At 52.0% G+C, this 13,341-nt stretch carries 13 protein-coding genes; 8 read left to right on the top strand and 5 right to left on the bottom strand.

All coding sequences use genetic code 11. The annotated features are described in order from the left end of the window. Positions 1 to 29 precede the first annotated feature (29 nt). The 6 genes from OQ371_RS11850 to gldD all read left to right on the top strand — a co-directional run bounded on the left by OQ371_RS11850 (position 30) and on the right by gldD (position 4,258). The gene (locus tag OQ371_RS11850; RefSeq protein WP_265993980.1) at positions 30 to 401 is read left to right on the top strand and encodes a RidA family protein; all 372 of its coding nucleotides are present in this window, start codon (positions 30 to 32) and stop codon (positions 399 to 401) included. A 93-nt stretch (positions 402 to 494) separates the two neighbouring features. Then, the gene (gene gltX / locus OQ371_RS11855; RefSeq protein ID WP_265993981.1) at positions 495 to 2,030 is read left to right on the top strand and encodes a glutamate--tRNA ligase; all 1,536 of its coding nucleotides are present in this window, start codon (positions 495 to 497) and stop codon (positions 2,028 to 2,030) included. A gap of 86 nt (positions 2,031 to 2,116) precedes the next feature. Further along, positions 2,117 to 2,380, top strand: a complete 264-nt coding sequence (locus tag OQ371_RS11860; protein ID WP_265993982.1) for a hypothetical protein — start codon at positions 2,117 to 2,119, stop codon at positions 2,378 to 2,380. 28 nt (positions 2,381 to 2,408) lie between these two features. After that, positions 2,409 to 3,188: a TIGR00266 family protein gene (locus OQ371_RS11865; RefSeq protein ID WP_265993983.1), complete on the top strand. Its 780-nt coding sequence runs from the start codon at positions 2,409 to 2,411 to the stop codon at positions 3,186 to 3,188. Between the two features lie 96 nt (positions 3,189 to 3,284). Continuing rightward, on the top strand, positions 3,285 to 3,575 hold the full coding sequence (locus OQ371_RS11870) for a hypothetical protein (protein ID WP_265993984.1): 291 nt from the start codon (positions 3,285 to 3,287) through the stop codon (positions 3,573 to 3,575). 101 nt (positions 3,576 to 3,676) lie between these two features. After that, a complete protein-coding gene (gene gldD / locus OQ371_RS11875) occupies positions 3,677 to 4,258 on the top strand; it encodes a gliding motility lipoprotein GldD (protein WP_265993985.1) in 582 nt (193 codons plus the stop codon). A gap of 4 nt (positions 4,259 to 4,262) precedes the next feature. On the opposite strand, the gene OQ371_RS11880 is transcribed toward gldD, so the two are convergent. Genes OQ371_RS11880 through OQ371_RS11890 form a run of 3 tightly spaced genes read right to left on the bottom strand, consistent with a single transcriptional unit; the run spans position 4,263 to position 9,758 of the window. Next, positions 4,263 to 5,618 carry a TolC family protein gene (locus OQ371_RS11880; RefSeq protein WP_265993986.1) on the bottom strand — a complete coding sequence of 452 codons (1,356 nt, stop codon included), beginning with the start codon at positions 5,616 to 5,618 and terminating at the stop codon, positions 4,263 to 4,265. Next, positions 5,605 to 8,715 carry an efflux RND transporter permease subunit gene (locus OQ371_RS11885; RefSeq protein ID WP_265993987.1) on the bottom strand — a complete coding sequence of 1,037 codons (3,111 nt, stop codon included), beginning with the start codon at positions 8,713 to 8,715 and terminating at the stop codon, positions 5,605 to 5,607. Before OQ371_RS11885 ends, OQ371_RS11880 begins: the two co-directional genes overlap by 14 nt. 8 nt (positions 8,716 to 8,723) lie before the next feature. After that, positions 8,724 to 9,758 (bottom strand): efflux RND transporter periplasmic adaptor subunit, encoded by a 1,035-nt coding sequence (locus OQ371_RS11890; protein WP_265993988.1) that lies wholly within the window; start codon positions 9,756 to 9,758, stop codon positions 8,724 to 8,726. 76 nt (positions 9,759 to 9,834) lie between these two features. Between OQ371_RS11890 and OQ371_RS11895 the strand changes: the two genes are divergently transcribed. Next, positions 9,835 to 10,029: a hypothetical protein gene (locus OQ371_RS11895; RefSeq protein ID WP_265993989.1), complete on the top strand. Its 195-nt coding sequence runs from the start codon at positions 9,835 to 9,837 to the stop codon at positions 10,027 to 10,029. Between the two features lie 155 nt (positions 10,030 to 10,184). On the opposite strand, the gene OQ371_RS11900 is transcribed toward OQ371_RS11895, so the two are convergent. Together OQ371_RS11900 and OQ371_RS11905 are read right to left on the bottom strand one after the other, a co-directional pair. Further along, positions 10,185 to 11,249, bottom strand: coding sequence for an AI-2E family transporter (locus OQ371_RS11900; RefSeq protein ID WP_265993990.1), 1,065 nt, complete (start codon positions 11,247 to 11,249; stop codon positions 10,185 to 10,187). A gap of 205 nt (positions 11,250 to 11,454) precedes the next feature. After that, positions 11,455 to 12,018 carry a Crp/Fnr family transcriptional regulator gene (locus OQ371_RS11905; protein WP_265993991.1) on the bottom strand — a complete coding sequence of 188 codons (564 nt, stop codon included), beginning with the start codon at positions 12,016 to 12,018 and terminating at the stop codon, positions 11,455 to 11,457. Between the two features lie 264 nt (positions 12,019 to 12,282). Here OQ371_RS11905 and OQ371_RS11910 point away from each other — a divergent pair, with 264 nt between their 5' ends. Further along, complete coding sequence (locus tag OQ371_RS11910) at positions 12,283 to 12,957, top strand: hypothetical protein (protein ID WP_265993992.1); 675 nt, start codon at positions 12,283 to 12,285, stop codon at positions 12,955 to 12,957. Positions 12,958 to 13,341: the final 384 nt, after the last annotated feature.

Consider the following 13,341-nt stretch of genomic DNA (forward strand, 5'->3'; position numbering starts at 1 on the left):
GCACGATTTGCAGAAACTCAGAATCCCGTATGCCAACGAAAAAAATCATATTTACCCCCGACGCTCCGGCGCCCATCGGTCCCTACAACCAAGCTGTTTTGGTGAATGGAACGTTGTACGTGTCCGGCCAGATTGCGCTCGACGTAGCTTCATCCGGCGACATCCAGGCCGAAACGCGCAAAGTGATGGAAAACCTCAGCGCCATTCTCAAAGCCGCCGAACTTTCCTTCGAGAATGTGGTAAAAGCAACCATTTTTGTGAAGGACCTGAATAATTTTGGCGCGATCAACGAAGTATACGGCAGCTTTTTTACGACCGACCCACCCGCCCGCGAAACCGTCGAAGTGGCGCGCTTGCCAAAAGATGTGAATGTGGAAATATCCGTCATTGCCGTCGTTTAACCAGTAAATTTGAGAAAAGGGCAAGGGGAGGAGCGGTGCCGGTCATCAACCTCCTTTTGTCTTTTCTACTCCTTCGTTCTTTCTTCCTTTTTTATGTCCGAAATACGCGTTCGTTTTGCTCCGAGTCCAACCGGCCCCCTACACATTGGCGGGGTTCGTACGGCTCTTTATAATTACCTGTTTGCCCGCAAGCACGGCGGAAAAATGCTGCTTCGCATCGAAGATACCGACCAAAACCGGTTTGTGCCGGGTGCGGAAGATTACATCGTTGAATCGCTGAAATGGGTCGGAATTGAAATTGATGAGGGGCTGACGGCGGGTGGCCCGCACGCGCCCTACCGGCAGTCGGAGCGCAAGGAAATTTACCGAGGACACGCCGAACGGCTGGTTGCCGAAGGCAAAGCCTATTATGCCTTCGATACGGCGGAAGAACTCGACGCCATGCGGAAGCGGATGGAAGAAGCCAACGCCCCGTCGGCGCAGTACAATTCCATTACCCGGCTGCAAATGAAGAACTCGCTGACGCTGAAGCCCGAAGAGGTAACGGCCCTGATCGAGTCGGGGGCGCCGTACGTGATTCGGTTGAAAGTACCGCGCAAAGAAGATATTCGGCTGAACGACCTGATTCGGGGGTGGGTTGTGGTCCATTCCTCGCAGATTGACGACAAAGTGTTGCTCAAGTCGGACGGGATGCCCACTTACCACCTGGCAAACATCGTGGACGACCATCTGATGGGCATTACGCACGTTATTCGCGGGGAAGAATGGCTCCCATCGGCCCCCCTGCACGTTTTGCTGTACCGGTTTCTGGGGTGGGAAAGCACCATGCCACAGTTTGCGCACCTACCGTTGCTGCTGAAGCCCGATGGCAACGGCAAGCTCAGTAAACGCGACGCCGATCTGGGCGGTTTCCCGGTTTTCCCGCTGCAATGGACCGATCCGTTCACCGGCACGGTAGCCCGTGGGTTCCGCGAAGACGGTTATTTACCCGAAGCGCTGGTCAACTTTCTGGCCTTTCTGGGCTGGAACCCCGGCACGGAACAGGAAATGTTCACGATGGATGAGCTGATTCAGGCTTTTAGTCTGGAGCAGATTCACAAAGCTGGTGCCCGGTTCGATATCCAGAAGGCAAAATGGTTCAACCACGAATACCTGCGCCAGCAACCCAACGAGCAACTGGCCGAAACCATTGCGGCCCAGGCCACTGCCGACGGTTTTGAATGCTCGCTGGAAAAAGCCGCTAAAATTGCCGGTCTGCTGAAAGAGCGCGTCAACTTTGCGGGCGAGATTTACGCCGAGTCAGCCATCTTTTTTCGGGAGCCGCAAAGCTATGATCCGGCCGTTGCCTCATCCAAGTGGAACGAGGACGCCGTGCGGGCTTTGACCGCATTCAAAGATGCGTTAACTTCGGTAGCGGAACCGTTGACGGCCGAAGCCGCGAAAACAACGCTGGCGGAAGCTCTGGCTGCCATTGGCATCAAACAGGGCAAAATCATGCAAGCGCTCCGGCTGGCCATTACCGGCGTTGGGGCGGGTCCGGACCTGATGATAACGCTGGAAATCATCGGCAGACAGGCCACGATCGACCGGCTGCAAAAAGCTTTAACAGAGTTAAGAATTATGAGTTAAGAATTATGAGTTGCGCTGCCACTTTTGTTGCTAATCGAGCGGAGCAACTCATCACTCTTAATTCTTGACTCATAACCGAAAAAGATATGGCAAAGAAAGGCGCAAAACCGGAAGAACAGTCGAGCGATAAACCGCGGGTTCATAAGGAACTGGAGGGTTTTGATATCAAAATCAACACGTTCGGCGAGATAACGACCAGTTATGACATTGACAAGATCAATGCGTTTTTAAACAAAACCGTGGACGATAAAAAGCTTCGGAATCGGAAGGATCTGAAAGAGGGTGAGCAGTATGAGGACGATGAGTACACCGATGACGAAGAGGATGCGGATAAAGACTTTGATCGCTAAGTTTTAGGCCTTAACACAATTAATTCTCATGCGTTCTCACGAGATCGATTACAAAATTATTGGCGAAGATATTCAGGTCGTTGAAATTGAGCTGGACCCGAACGAAACCGTAATTGCCGAAGCCGGTGCCATGTTGTTTATGGAAGACGGCATTCAGTTTGAAACCAAGATGGGCGACGGTTCGCAGGCAACCCAGGGATTAATGGGAAAACTTTTTCAGGCCGGTACGCGCTTGCTGACCGGTGAGTCGTTGTTTATGACCCACTTCACCAACCGGGGGTACGGCAAAAAGAAGGTAGCTTTTGCCGCTCCGTATCCGGGTACGGTTATGCCGATCGATCTGGCTAAAATTTACGGTAATCAGTTGATTGTTCAGAAGGACTCTTTCCTGTGCGCGGCCCTGGGCACGCAAATGGCCATTCACTTCAACCAGCGGATTGGCAGCGGTTTGTTCGGGGGCGAGGGTTTCATCCTCCAGAAAATTCAGGGAGACGGGATGGCGTTCATCCATGCCGGGGGCGTGGTGATGGAACGGCAACTGAATAACGAAACGCTGCGGGTGGATACGGGTTGCGTGGTGGGTTTTGAACCGTCCATCAGCTTCGATATCCAGCGCTCGGGCGGGTTAAAATCCATGATTTTCGGCGGAGAAGGCTTATTTCTGGCTACGCTGCGCGGAACGGGCAAAGTCTGGATTCAGTCGATGCCAATTTCCAAACTGGTCGACCGGCTGTCGCCGGGCGGTGGACAAGCCCGTAAGGAAGGCGGCTCGGTGTTGGGTGGACTTGGGAATTTATTTGAAGATTAAATCGTTTTGAACGGAGATTGTGCGGATTAAAAAGTAGAGCGGATCTTTGCTCTGCTGGCTTCTAATCCGTGTCCTTCCTGTTCAGATACTACTACTATGGAAATCATTTGCGTAAACGACAATTTTCCGGCGCCGGTACTGGCTTTTTATGCCGAATTTGGCGTTAAAACGCCCAAGGCCGACCAGATGTATACCGTTCGGATGGTGAAACGCCACACCAACGGCGAAACGGGCGTGCTGCTGGCCGAAATCCAGAATCCCGATGTGCCGGTAAAGCATCCGGTGTTGGGCGAAGTCTGGTTTGAGCCAACGTTCAACATCAACCGCTTCCGGACGCTGCTGGGTCTGCCTGTCCGGCAGGAAGAGCTGGAAATGATCAATTCGTAAAGCTGATCGACCGGTACGGCTTTAAAACCTGCTACTCGTTAAAAGCCCGGCACGAAACCGCCGGGCTTTTTCGTTATCGCTGATGTAACTCATTCTCTTCTGTGGCAAAATCACTTTTCATTGTACTGGCGGTATGGTTGGCCGCCTGTGGGGGGCGTAACGCCGACAACTATGTTCCCAAGCCCAAGGGCTTCAACCGCATCGACCTGCCTCCGCATCGTTACCAGCCGTTGACCGAAGCGCATCCGTATGCATTTGAATATTCCAGACAGGCCCGAATTTTACCGGATACCTTCCGCGGTGCGCAGCCGCACTGGATTTTTATTAATTATCCGGCCTTTAAAGCGAGCGTTCAGCTGACCTATCACCCCGTGCAAAACAGCGAAAAGCGGCTGGCAGGCATGATTGCCGATTCGTACAAACTGGCGGCCATGCACAATGAAAAAGCCTACGCTTTCAAAGAGGAAGTCATCCAGTTGCCCAGTGGTTTGAAAGCCGACGTCCTGTCGATTACCGGCGAAGTGCCCAGCCAGTTACAGTTTTTTACGACCGATACCACCACCCACTTTTTGCGCGGAGCGTTGTATTTCAATACGGCAACCCGCAACGATTCGCTGGCCCCGGTGATCGATTATGTCCGCAAAGACGTGCTGCATTTGCTTAAAACGCTGCGCTGGAAGTAACCCGTTACTTTATATCGCCCGTCAGGATTTTCAACTCTGACTGCGCCAGCCGGTAATTCAACTGGGCAGACAGCAAATCAGCCTGCGCTTTGGCCAGTTGCGATTGCGTGACCAGAATGTCGGACGGAAGATTAAGCCCGGCGGCCTTGCGGTCGTTCTGCACGTTCAGTTCTTCGGTTCGATACTGCACCGCGCGTTGCGCCACGTTGATCAAAGCCGTTGCCTGATTGATCTTGCGATACGCTTTTTCGATGCTGTTGTTCACCTGCTCCTGCGTGTTGGCGATATTTTCCTGGGCCTGCTGCCGCAAAAAATGGCGCTGGTTCAACACTTGCTTGTTGGCAAACAAATCCTGAATATTCCACTTAAGGTTGATGCCCGCAAACGGGTTATGTGTCGGATAAAGCAAATTACCAACCTGATAGGAGTAACCCGCCACCAGCCCGACATCGGGGCGGTAACTTTGCTGCGCGGCTTTGATGGCCAGTTCGGATTTGGCGCGGCCTAACGAGGCCAGTTTCAAATCGACGTTGTTTTTGCTGGCAATAGCCTTGGTTTCTTCCAGATTGGCGGTTGGCGTTGCCGACAGATCGACGCCTTCCAGCGTAACCTGATCCGCCGTTAACCCCGTCAGGTGCTTCAAATCCGCCAGGTAATCGTCCATTTGAATGGTCAGTTTCAGCAGGTTTTGTTCTTCGTCGGCGATGCTGGCCTGCAATCCCGCCTTGCTGGCGTCGATGGTTTTCCCGGACTGTAAGGCGCTTTCTACATCGTAGAGCTTGAGTTTAGCTAGTTCCAATTTAGCGGTGGCTTCTTCTTGCTGCTTTTGGGTAATCAGCATGCCGTAATACAACCGTTCGACCCCCTGCCGGATTTGCAGCGCGACCTTGGCCTGTTCCTGCTCCGAAATCTGCACGTCCGTCTGGTCGATGGCAATACCGGTTTTTATTTTTCCCAATTGGGTGATCGGTTGATAGGCCGTCGCGCCCGCGTTGAACGTATGGTGCTCGCCCAGATTAAACGTTTTTGCCTCGTTTGGTAGCGGCACCATTGTGGTCTGGTTTACCGGCAGCGCGCCAAAAGACCCTTCTGGAATGACCAGCCGACCCAGATTGGCGTTATACTGATAGGTTGAATTGACCGTCACGGACGGGTATTTTCTCGTTTCATCTTCCCGAACTTTCGCCCGTTTTTCCTCTACCTGCAATTTTTTGATGTGCAGAGATCGGTTGTTTTCCAAAGCCATATCAACGGCTTTCTGCAAGCTCAGCGGTTCGGGTTGCTGCGCCTGAGCCAGCGTCGCCACCATCACCAGCAGGGCGGTGGCAGTATGTTTGATTACTCGATTAGTCGATTTCATGGTGTGCAGCTTGACGCTCAACAATTGGACTTTCTTGTTTATCACGGGGCTTGATCCAGGCGATGTATAAAACCGGCACGGTCAGGAGCGCCATGATCATGGACCAAACCACCCCGACGGCAATCACACTGGCCAGCGGACTCCACATCGGCGAACCGGACAAAATCATGGGTAGAACGCCAATCGCGGCAGCCATCGCCGTCAGGAAAATGGGCCGCAAGCGTCGCTTACCCGATTCAATAGCCGCCGTCCGAATGTCCATTCCGTGCCGCAGCAACTCATTGGTATGATCGACCAGGATGATGGCATTGCGGACCACAATGCCCGACAAACTGATCAGGCCGACGAAAGCCGTGAACCCGAAATTGTTGCCGGTAATGAACAGCCCAAACAGGGCGCCGAATAGACTCAGCGGGATGGTGAGCATCACAATGGCGGCTTCTTTCAGGTTGCGGAACTGGAACAGAAGGATGAAAAAGATGAGTACCAGACTGATGACCAGGACTGTAATCATCTGGCTGAAGGTTTCCTGCTTGTTGGCAAACTCCCCGCCGTATTCGATGCGGTAACCCGCCGGGAGTTGGATTTTGGCAACGTCGGGTTGAATCTGTTTCAATAGTTCGGCGGCCAGGACTCCGTGGCGGGTTTCGCTCTGGACGGTCAGCGTCCGAACACCGTTGCGGTGCATGATTTTGCCCGTCTGCCATTCCGGTTGAATATTGGCAATCTGACGAAGCGGTACGCGGGCCTGCGTTACCGGCGATTCGAGATAGGTGTTCTGTAAATCGTTGGTGGTCTGCCGGTTCTGCTCGTTCAGGCGCAATACGATGTCCACGCCGTTAGTGCCTTCGTAAAGCGTTGAAACGGGTGCTCCGCTAAAGCCGGTGTATACCATTTGCGCAATGCTGGACGTGGTGAATCCCAGGCGGTTGGCCTCGTCTTTCAGTTGGATGCTGATGCCGTAGTAATCCTCCCGGAAGTCATTCCGAACCAGGGCGCTGCCGTGCGCTTTTGCTACGATCTCCTGTACCTGCTGCCCAATCTGTTTCAGGCGGTTAATGTCTTCGCCCACAATCCGCACCTCGACCGGCGCTTTCAGGGGTTGGCCCTGTTGCATCAGTTTTACCTGCGGCATTCCTTCGGGAATCAACTGACCAACTTTCTGCGCCAGTTCATCCGACAAGGCTTCGGTGGTCTGCTCCGAAGTCGTATTGATCAGAATCTGGGCGTAATTACTGACGGGCACTTCCGGCGAAAAGTTGTAGTAAAAACGCGGTGCGCTGGTGCCGACAAACGTGGCAAACGACGTAACCCGCTGATCCTTTCTGACTAGATTTTCCACTTTCTGGATGGCTTTTTCGGTTTTCTCCAGTTTCGTGCCCGTTGGCATCCAGAGTTCCACCACAAACTGATTACGCTCGGCAGCCGGGAAGAATTTCTGACGCACCCCACCGAAGTAAAGCAACCCTGCCAAAACAATGGTAATCAGGCTAACGCTCACCACCGGGACCGGGTGTTTGACCGACCATTCCAGCGCGGCATTGTAGCCGTTCTGCATTCGGTCGAGCAGCGAAAATTTCTTCTCGCGGTTGGTTTCGGCGCTCGGATCATGTAGCCCTTTTTTGATGAAGGTGTAACACAGCAACGGGGTCAGCACCATCGCCACGATGAACGAGGAAGCCAGCGCAATCGCTACCGTCCACGGCAGGGCGTTGATAAACTCCCCAACGGCTCCCGTCAGAAGCACCATCGGCATGAAGGAAGCAATGATCGTCACCGTAGCGGCCAGCACCGGAATGACCAGATCGCTCGCGCTGCGCCAGGCGGCAGTCCAGCGATCCAGCCCTTCGTCCAGCAGTTCGACGTAGTTGTCGGCAATCACAATGGCATCGTCCACCACCATGCCCAGCACCACGATCAGGGCGGCCAGCGAAACCTGGTGCAACTCAATGCCAAACGCGTGCATCAGCGCAAACGTCACGGCCACCGTCATCGGAATCGCCATCGCAGCCACGGCGGCAATGCGGAATGGCAGCAGCAAAATGACCACTACCACAACCGAGAAAATAGCCAGGAAAAACTCCCCGATAAAGTGCGACACATTGGCATCAACCATTTGCGGCTGGTTCACAATGGTGGTCAGTTTCACGTTGGCTGGTAACCGCTTCGATACTTCCGCGATCTTCCGGTTTACTTCCTGACCAAACTGAACAATGTTGTTGCCCTCGTGCATTTGCACCGTCAGGATCATGGCTTTGTGTCCGTTGACGCTGATTTTGCTCGTTGGCTCGGCATATTCCCGGCGAACGGTAGCCACATCGCCCAGTCGCACAATTGCCCCGGACCGGGAAGCGCCGACGATCTGGTTGACAATTTCTTTTTCGGTATTGTAGTAGCCGCTGGTGTAAAGCGGAGTCCGGCTGTTTTCCGTTTTCAGGTCGCCCGTCGCACCGATGGTGTTCTGCGATTGCAGCAATCTCACCACCTGTTGCAGGTTGACACCGTACTGCGATAATTTCTCCGAATTGGACGAAACGGTGATCTGCTCTTTCTGCTCACCAATGCGTTTAATTTTCGATACTGCCCTGATCGTCCGCAGGTTATCTTCCAGTTTTTGGGTGTAATCTCTTAGTTGGGAATAACTGGCCTGATCGCTTTCGATCCCGATGACCAGCGCTTCGGTATCGCCAAAGTCGGAATTGACAATCGGTCCGCGCACGCCCTGCGGCAAATCCAGCGTTTTGACCACCAGCAACTGGTGGCGCAGTTTGCTCCAGAACACGTCGGGATTTTTGACGTTTTCGCCCAGTTCGACGTTCACGACAACCATCCCGTCCTGCGTGGTCGAATAAGTTTTGTCTTTACGAACTTCCTCAAACTGAAACAGGTATTGCTCCAGCTTTTTGGTTACCTGATCTTCAACCTGGGCCGAGTTGGCGCCGGGGTAAAAGGCCAGCACCAGCCCCTGACGAACCGTGATTTTCGGGTCTTCCCGGCGTGGCATGGTCAGTAACGAGTTGATGCCCACCGCGAAGAGCAACAGCAACACCGACAGGGTGACCTGTTTGTATTTTAAAGATGCCTGAACAAAATTCATCGCTGTGGTTATTTAGAGAGTGAAATCAAAGTGCCGTCGCTGAGCTTTTGCTGGCCACCGGTGACGACCAGTTCCTTGTCGTTTAATCCCGACGTAATTTCAATCTGATTGTTAATGAGTTGGCCAACGCTGACTTTGCGTTTGAACGCTTTTTGCTGAGCTGAATCGACCACGAAAACGTAGCTTTGGTTATCCAGATCGTGCAACACCGCTTCGGCGGGAAGGGCCAGCAGGTCGGCTTTCAGGTTGGAAGCCAGCTTCACCTCGGCAATCATGCCGGGGCGGATCAGTTGTTTGGGATTTTTCAACTGGATTTTGACCGTAAAGGCCCGCGAACTGGCGTCAGCCGCCGAACCCACTTCGGTCACTTTGCCGATAAACGTCTCATTCAAAGACGACACCAGCACCGAAGCCGATTGCCCGAGTTTAATGTTATGCAGTTCGTTTTCGGGAATAAAAGCGTTGACACTCACCGTATTGATGTCTGAAACGACAAAGAGCGGTGTGCCGACGCCCGTAATCTCGCCGACTTCGGCCATCTTTTTCAGCAGAACTCCACTGATCGGCGCGTATAATTTTGTGTCGGACAGATATTTGCCCTGTAGTTTCTGCTGCGCTTTCGCCTGCTGCAAGCCAAAGTTGACCTTGGCAAAATCGCTTTCGCTGAGGCTGTTCCGGTCGCGCAGGAGCTTCAACCGGTTGAACTCGTCGGTAACTTGGTTGACCTGCACGTCGGCGATTTCTTTGGCGATGCCGTAGTTGGTTGGGTCGAGGCTCGACAGCAGTTGGCCTTTGCGAACAAACTGGCCTTCGTCGGCAGCAATGAAATTGATCTTGCCCCCAACCATGAATCCCAGCCGAACCGTTTTACTGCCTTCAATATTTCCGCTGATCGAAATGTCGCGGTTGGTAGCCAACCTATGGACGGGTTCTGTAACGACGGGTAAAGCCGTCTCTACCGCTTCGGTTTCTGTATTTTTCGGCTGGCAACCGACTAACAATAGGCCTAGTGCCAGTATGGAATATAAATTTCTCCGTATCATTGCTGTTGCTGTTTAGTAGAATGACGATGCAAAATTGGCCGGTTAGTACGGCCTTTCTTTTCATCTATCTTAAAAAATGCGGGTGAATGGCGTCTTTTTCGACACCCAGAAAATGCAGTTGTTTCTGAAACGAAAGCACGAACTCGTCGCTTCCATCCAGGGAGATGTAGGGTTGGTCGCGGGTGTTTTTGTTCAGAATGGCAGCGGAAAGACCTCACCGCTGCCCGCTTCATCGGCGCTGAAAATGAAAGGGGAAGTTGGGATTAGATGATTGTTCTGCATGGCCGCTAAAATCTACCATGCAAACGACCGGAAGCCGGAAAGGCTTTCTTTTCGTCTATCGTAAAAAGTGCAGAGGCTGTTACTAAATTTCAGGAATAATAATCTGATACGCAGTCGGTTGGTGCTTTACTCTTTGAGAACGTATTAGGATTGAACTTGCACGGAATCATCCTCGAGCATATCCTGCACATAAATCATTTTGACCAGCACCATCAGCATCGCCATGATTGGCGTAGCCAGCGTCAAACCCAGCAACCCACCAAAAGCGCCAATGACTAACTGTGAACCAAAAACCAGCGCGGGCGGCATGTTGATCATCCTTTTCTGCACAATTGGGGTAGCGACACTGCTCTCGATGGTCTGTACGGCCAGATATAGAATTAGCACGTAAAGTACCTGGTCGAAGCCGTCGAGTGAGGCAAACAGCAGGGCGGGAACCAGCGCGATGATCGGTCCGAGGTTGGGAATAAACGAAATCAAGCCCGCAAACAGTGCCAGAACACCCGCCAGTTGAACGCCCAGTATCCAAAGACCGATAAACGTCAGAACGCCCACTACGAACATAGAGAACAACTGGCCCAGCAACCAACTAACCAGAATTTGATTTAGATTATCCAGTATTTCTCCGGTGCGCTTCCGTCCCGGCTTCGGTACGAGCGTGATGATTCCCGAGCGGTACATGGTTGGATTGACCACAATAAAAGCCGCCATGAACAAGACGACGTACAGATTACTCAGTGTCCCAAAGGTGCCGGATACAAGCCCGGAAGCGTGCGATAATAGTTTTGAGCTATTCTGCCGGATTTCCTCCGTCGATGGAATGCTATTCAGCAGTTGTCTTCCAAAACTGGAGTGAGTCAGTTGCCGCCGGGCGCTTTCGATGGCATCCGGCGTCTGCTCCTGAAATTGAACAATTTGCGTACTGATTCGGTCTGCCAGTAGCCAGACCATGCCCGTGAGCACGGCCAATACCCCCAAAATCACCAGGACTAAACTGATGCTTTCTTTCATGCCGAATTTGTCATGCAGTTTTTTCGCACCAGCCCGTAACGGCAAGGCAATCAATAAAGCCGCAATGATCAAGAGAATGATTTCAAAGCTGACAATGAATATGGCAACAAGAGCTAAAAATAAGATTGTAATTCCGACAAAAATGGAAATGCGCTCTGCAAAACTCTCGTTGTTTATGGGGGTAGATTGGTCTTTCATAAAATCTGCAAAAAGCGAACCGCTCGATCATCGAACCGATCCTCTTTAAGAGTAACGGCATTGCCTCTAGATTGTTAACGGACCGTGGTTAACTCCATTTGTGTCTGAAACTAGGCTTGCCCAGAGGGTGGGGAAGACTTTTCAAAAGCCGTTGTCGTGGGGCTCGCAGACCCTGTATCCGGGCTGGGAGCAGACTCTGTTAAAATCACCGCTGCGCCCGAATTACGCTGAGTGTCTGCTGCGTGATGCCCAGGTAGGAGGCAATGTGACCAAGGGGGGCGCGCATCAGGATATCAGGGTAGGTTTCCAGCATGATCCGGTAACGTTCCTGGGCGGTTTGAAACTGCAACGCGTAAAACCGGTCGGAAAAAGCTTTTAACACGTCGATCAGCAGCAGGCGCATGAGCTTTTCCAGCGCGTCCGACTGTTCAATGTATTTTTCCAGATCGGCGTAGGCAATGGATCGTATGACGCTGTGTTCCAGCAGTTCGAAGCCGTACGGCGAGCTGTTGTTGTAGAAGATGCTCTCAATGGGCATCGCAAAGGCGTTTTCCGCGAAAAAGAAGTGGGTCACGTCTTTGCCCTCATCTTTCAGGTAATACGTACGGGCCAGCCCTTTTTCGATGAAAAACACCTTCTGAGAACGGTTATTTGGGTGCAGCAGTTTGTGGTGCTTGGGGTATTGTTCCCGTTTGAAAGCCTGATCCAGCACGGTCTCCATGTCCGGCGAAAGTGAAACCCGCTGCTTTAAAAATGTGTTGAGCTCCATCAGAAGTTAATGGGAAAGTAACCCACGGGAACCGGGTCTCGGCTAGTGCAAAACGTACCAGTATGCAAATAAAGGAAAAACCGTCAGGCAGCCAACGCGAGCGGGTGGCCAGGCACGTGAAGTAACCTAATTTTTCAGCTTGGATCGGCTAGCGGAGGATTGCAAATATGTTCGGTATTTCGTATCTTTATAATCCTTTTCGGGGCTTTAACTCCCTGATGTTCACGAATCCCGGCGGATAGCACGCCAGAGGAACAAAACGCTATGAGACGCACAAAATTTAACCCGAATCAATTTCAGATCGACTTTCTGGCTGCGTTTCGGCGTATGCTCGTTAGTTTGGGGGATTCTCAGAATACACTCGTCCACGAGACGATTTTTGTCAAGCTAAGCGATCAGTGGGAAAACAACCGGCAGTTACCGGCCGACCTGCTTTTTCAGAAAAGCCCGGTTGAAGCCGTGGTGTACCGGTTGTCCAAAACCGACGACCGCTTGCAGTTTCCGGAAGAGATCATTGCGGGTGATTTGCGGGGTATTCCGGGCTTGTCGGGCTTTGCCGCGAAATTCCGGGAGCAGGGCTGGATTATTTTGCCCCACGAGCTGTCGGGTGCTTACAAACAGCTTTATCTGCACATTCTGACAGCTTCCATCGGGCTGGATCACCTGTACAACAACCGTACGGAATTGCTGGCCGAAGCCGAGAAGGTAGCTTTGGCGGCCTTGCTTCCCGAAACTGAAATCCGCAGTTTCTTCGGGGTTCGGTTGTCGCGCTTTCCAGAAAGTTTCCGGATGGATGTATCCAATTACTTCAATTTGCCTTTCGAATCGGTGTTGAAGCGCGCTCACCAGCTGGAAATCATTTCCGACTCGGTACTGGAAGACGCCAAAAATGATTCCATTCGCACCAACCGACGGACGCAAATCAAAAAAGTAGCTTAAACCCTGCGTTGATAGTTGGATTAAGGTTGAACGTGAATTGGATTTTTTGAAGAATATACAGCTCCCCTAAAAAGTTTTCGTGCCATTTGTTGCAAATCGCAGAATGGCACTCTTTTTTTGCATTTTAAACTACTAAGTCAATAGATTTTAAGTACTATTATTCCTGATAGTCTATCTAGAGAAGGAGTTAATAGGAGTTTGTGACGAAAAAGCCAATGAACAAATTAACACGGCGTCCTACTTGTACCATTTTTACACTTCTGCCTGGGCCGTGCGTGGCCGGTGTCCATTCCGCTATAATACCCGGGACAATGGCCTGTTGACTCCTCTGACGCTTCAATTTGCCTTTGCCAACCTCATCGAATCAACCGCCGGAGTGTCCCT

The sequence above is a fragment of the Larkinella insperata genome (assembly GCF_026248825.1).
In the GTDB taxonomy this organism is placed as follows: domain Bacteria; phylum Bacteroidota; class Bacteroidia; order Cytophagales; family Spirosomataceae; genus Larkinella; species Larkinella insperata.